This is a genomic window from Pseudomonas sp., from assembly GCF_050739995.1.
GTDB lineage: Bacteria > Pseudomonadota > Gammaproteobacteria > Pseudomonadales > Pseudomonadaceae > Aquipseudomonas.
Map to the genome: position 1 here is coordinate 1 of NZ_JBOICG010000374.1, position 3,682 is coordinate 3,682.

The 3,682-nt window shown below is 62.0% G+C and carries 4 protein-coding genes; all 4 read right to left on the reverse strand.

Annotated elements, in window-relative coordinates; all coding sequences use genetic code 11:
- Positions 1-76: 76 nt before the first annotated feature.
- On the reverse strand, positions 77-577 hold the full coding sequence (gene tadA / locus ACRESD_RS12450) for a tRNA adenosine(34) deaminase TadA (RefSeq protein ID WP_431751163.1): 501 nt from the start codon (positions 575-577) through the stop codon (positions 77-79).
- Positions 577-1,953, reverse strand: a complete 1,377-nt coding sequence (locus tag ACRESD_RS12455) for a multicopper oxidase family protein (protein WP_431751164.1) — start codon at positions 1,951-1,953, stop codon at positions 577-579. Before ACRESD_RS12455 ends, tadA begins: the two co-directional genes overlap by 1 nt.
- Positions 1,954-2,145: 192 nt before the next feature.
- Positions 2,146-2,889, reverse strand: coding sequence for a pyridoxine 5'-phosphate synthase (gene pdxJ / locus ACRESD_RS12460; protein WP_431751165.1), 744 nt, complete (start codon positions 2,887-2,889; stop codon positions 2,146-2,148).
- A gap of 51 nt (positions 2,890-2,940) precedes the next feature.
- Entirely contained in the window at positions 2,941-3,630 is a 690-nt protein-coding gene (gene recO / locus ACRESD_RS12465) for a DNA repair protein RecO (protein WP_431751166.1), read from the reverse strand.
- Positions 3,631-3,682: the final 52 nt, after the last annotated feature.

Here is a 3,682-nt window from a genome sequence, read left to right on the forward strand (position 1 = left end):
CGGTGGATCAGTCACAGATGAGTTGACTGAAAAACAGCCACCGCAGGCAAGCCAGCTCCCACAGGGGTTTGCGGTGTTAGTTGGTTTGTGGTTTTGCGCGGCGGGCCTTGAAGAATTCGCTCAGCACTGTCCCGCACTCCTCGGCCAGCACGCCCCCTTCAAATAGCACCTTGTGGTTGAGAAAACCCTGGGTAAAAAACTGCCCCTGGCTTTGCACAATCCCGGCCTTGGGCTCCAGCGCACCGTATACCACCCGCGCAATACGCGAATGCACGATCAGCCCGGCGCACATGCTGCAGGGCTCCAACGTCACATACAACGTGCTGCCCACCAGGCGGTAATTGCTGATGGCTTGCGCGGCCGCACGGATGGCGACCATTTCGGCATGGGCGCTGGGGTCGTTGCCGCTGATGGGGCAGTTGAAGCCACGGCCGATGATTTCGCCGTCTTGCACCAGCACCGCGCCGACAGGCACTTCACCCAATGCAGCGCCTTGGGCGGCGAGGGCCAGGGCTTCGCGCATGAAATCCTGGTCGCGACTGCGATCGATGATCGCGGTGGGGCGAATCTGGCGCATCACGCCACCTCGATGGCGGCCATCAGGCCGGTTTCCATGTGGTCGATGACGTGGCAATGGAACATCCACACCCCAGGGTTATCCGCCACCAATGCCACGCGGGCGCGCTCGTTCTTGCCCAGCAGGTAGGTGTCGGTGAAGTACGGAATCACCTTGTGGCGGTTCGAGGCAATCACCTTGAAGCTCATGCCATGCAGGTGAATCGGGTGTTGGTACTGGGTCATGTTCTTCAATTCGAAAATGTAGCTTTTGCCCTTCTCAAGCTTGGCAATCGGGCGGTCGGCGCAGGTCTTGTCGGTGATGTCCCAGGCCTTGCCGTTGATCTGCCACAGGCTCGGTGGTTTCCCGTCATCCACGGACACCGTGCCGACCCACTCGAAATTGAAGTTGAGTTTCTCGGCATTGGCCAGGTCGGGCTCGGCAATCGGGTTGGCGGGCAATGCCGGTGGCCATTCGGTCGGTGCATCTGTGTTAGCGACCGAACGGAAGGTACCCAGGCGCACAGGGCCGTTGCGGATCGACAGCTCTTCACCGGCAGGCGGCGCCTTGATCGCCAGGCAAATGCGCATGCCCGGGCCCAGCCAGTATTCCTTGCCCAGTGGGCGCGGCTCGATGGGGTTGCCGTCCAATGCGTAGATCTGCGCTTCGACGTCAGGAATATTGAGGCGATAGGTCAGGGTGTTATCGAGGTTGAGCAGGCGCACACGGGTGATCTGCCCGGCCGGCAAATCGATCACGGCCTGTGACACACCATTGATGGTCGACAAGCGCCCGGCAGTGCCACCACGTGCTGCTTCCCGGGGCACGCTGAAGGCAACAAAAGCGCCCTCTTCGTCCACATGCCAGCTTTTCAGGCTGAGGGTGCGTTCGTGCTTGAAACCGGTCGGCTCGCGCTCTTCGATGATCAACGGGCCGACCAGGCCGCGGCCAAGCTCCTCGCTGCTGTTCACATGGGGGTGGTACCAGTAGCTGCCGGCGTCGGGCACGCGGAATTTGTAGTCGAAGTATTCACCGGGCAAGACCGGCAATTGGGAAACGTAGGGCACGCCGTCCATTTCCAGTGGCAGACGAATGCCATGCCAATGGATGGTAGTGGCGACCGGCAGGTGGTTGATAAAGCGCACCCGCAGCCATTCACCCTGGCGCACCCGCAACTCGGTGCCCGGCGCCGAGGGGCCGAACGCCCAGGCTTGGGTCTTGTACCCCGGCACCAGTTCCACGTCCAACGGCGCGGCGATCAACTCGTAATCGTGCCCCGCCTCGGCGTCGGCGACTTTCCCCAGCCAGTAGCGATAGGCGCCACCGGCACCGACGCCCACTACGGCCAGGCCTGCAAGGCCACCCAGGATTTGTCGACGAGAAAAGGATCGGGACACAACAACCTCACGTATCTGCCGCAGGCCAGGGGCCCGCAAAGGGCAGATACGATACACCTGCACCGGCTAAACAGTAAGGGTTCGCATGTGAGAGGGGGCTTACCCCCGATGGCGGTGTGTCAGCCATAGATGAGGTGGCTGACACCCTGCTATCGGGGGCAAGCCCCCTCCCACATTGGATCTTCATGCTTTTCAGTGCTTGGCGGCAGCCAGGATCAGGGCCTTCATCTCGGCAACCGCCCCTTTGAAACCGACGAACAGCGCGTGGGCCACCAGCGCATGGCCGATGTTCAGCTCGTTGATGCCCTTGATCGCGGCCACGGCTTCAACGTTGTGGTAATGCAGGCCATGGCCGGCGTTGACGATCAGACCTTCCTTAAGACCGCAGCTCACACCCTCAATAATGCGCTGCAGTTCGTCAGCCACTTCGGTGGGCGTGGTGGCATCGGCGTAACGACCGGTGTGCAGCTCGATAGCCGGTGCGCCAACACGGCGCGAAGCTTCGATCTGACGCTCATCGGCATCGATAAACAGCGACACTTCGCTACCAATCTTCGACAGGCGCTCCACCGCAGCCTTGATCCGCGCTTCCTGGCCGGTCACGTCGAGGCCGCCTTCGGTGGTCAGCTCCTGGCGGGTTTCCGGTACCAGGCAGATGTGCGCCGGGCGAATGCGCTCGGCGAACTGCATCATTTCCTCGGTAACACCCATTTCGAAGTTCATGCGGGTTTGCAGCACATCCTTGAGCACCAGCACATCGCGCTCCTGGATGTGGCGGCGGTCTTCGCGCAAGTGCACGGTGATGCCGTCGGCGCCCGCTTCTTCGGCGTCCAGTGCAGCCTTGACCGGATCAGGGTAACGGGTGCCCCGGGCCTGGCGCAGGGTGGCGACGTGGTCGATGTTGACGCCAAGAAGAATGCGATTGCTGGTGGTCACGGAAGCGCTCCTGAAAAGGGAAAGAAACGCCGCACAGCATACACGGGGTTGTCAGGGCTTTCGAAACAACTCGCGACTGACCAGCGGTCGTCCGCCCAGATGCACGGCCAGGGCCTGGCGCATCAGGCGCTTGGCGGCAGACAAGGCACCGGGAGCACTCCAGTCGGCTTCGCTCATGGCCAACAACTCGGAGCCCTGAAACAGGCCGGGTTGCAACAGGTACACACGCTCAAGGCCTGCATCCACTTGCAGGCGGTACATACCATCGGCGGCGATCGGCTCGCCATGCAGGTCATTGGCCAGTTCGAAGCCGTAGCCGAGGTCGTCGAGCAGACGCCATTCGAAGGCGCGCAGCAAAGGCTCCAACGGACGGCCTTCGGCCAGGGCGAGCAAGGTCGCGGCGTAGTGATCGAAGACCGCTGGGTGTGGGTCTTCGGCAGGCAGCAAGCGGATCAGCAGTTCATTGAGGTAAAGGCCGCTGAACAGCGCTTCGCCATTGAGCCAGGCAGAGGTGCCGACGCTTTCCATGCGACCGACGTTTTTCAGCTCGCCCTTGCCACGGAATTCCACGTCCAACGCCACGAACGGCCGCGCCAACGTACCCGCCTTGCCCCGTGCGCTTCGCAATACCGCACGCAGGCGACCTTGGGGCGTGAGGAAGTCCACCAAGGCACTGGTCTCGCGGTAGGCGCGGCTGTGCAGGACATAGGCGGGTTGGCTGGGGGGTGGGGATTGGGACATGGCTGCTCACTGCTGGAATGCACTTTTGAAAAACACACAAACCTAATGTGGG

Coding starts and splice junctions, on each gene's coding strand:
- tadA (WP_431751163.1), bottom strand. CDS start 577: ATGCGCCAGATTCGCCCCACCGCGATCATCGATCGCAGTCGCGACCAG.
- recO (WP_431751166.1), bottom strand. CDS start 3,630: ATGTCCCAATCCCCACCCCCCAGCCAACCCGCCTATGTCCTGCACAGC.